Consider the following 594-nt stretch of genomic DNA (forward strand, 5'->3'; position numbering starts at 1 on the left):
TTTAAAATGAGCTAAAAGTTCCCCTACCACAAAATGAAGAACTACATAAAGATCCCGATATCCTTTTTTTGTCTTTTTTTGTTGGCCCTTGCCTGTACCAAGGAGGTAGGGCTCATCACCGAGGTGGAGTTCGAGCTCAGCGAGCAGCACACCGCCGAGGGCTATGTGAACCAGGGGCTTCCCAGCACCTTTACCATCGTTCCCGAGGAGGTACTGGAGAACTACGAATATACCATCACCTATGAGATACTCGACGGCGAGGGCCATTTCGAGGACATGGAAGGCAACCGCGTGGAACCCGGGAAGGGGTGGCCCGTATCCGAGGGCCTTTCCGCGCCTTTGGTGTACATGGGTTCCAAGACCGGCGGCCACAGGGTAAAAATAACCGGGGCGGACAACTTCGGGATCTCACAGGATATAGAGGTCTCCTACGAGCTCTCCGATGTACCGGTGGTCTGGGAGGCCTCCAGCGAGCTCTCGGAGCTCGAACTGGAAAAACCGGTGGACGTTTCGCTGGTGTTCGAAAGGCTGGACACCGATCTGGAGATCGGCTACCAAGCCGTGTACGGGCTCGGTTCGGGCGCGGGAAGCCTG

Annotated in this window: 1 protein-coding gene; it reads left to right on the forward strand. The window is 55.9% G+C overall.

Features of this window, described 5'->3' with window-relative positions:
* Positions 1-33: 33 nt before the first annotated feature.
* On the forward strand, positions 34-594 hold a 561-nt coding region (locus H9565_RS20040), incomplete at its 3' end, for a TraQ conjugal transfer family protein (protein ID WP_394370263.1).

It is taken from the genome of Zobellia russellii, from assembly GCF_018728565.1.
Classification (GTDB): Bacteria; Bacteroidota; Bacteroidia; order Flavobacteriales; family Flavobacteriaceae; genus Zobellia; species Zobellia russellii.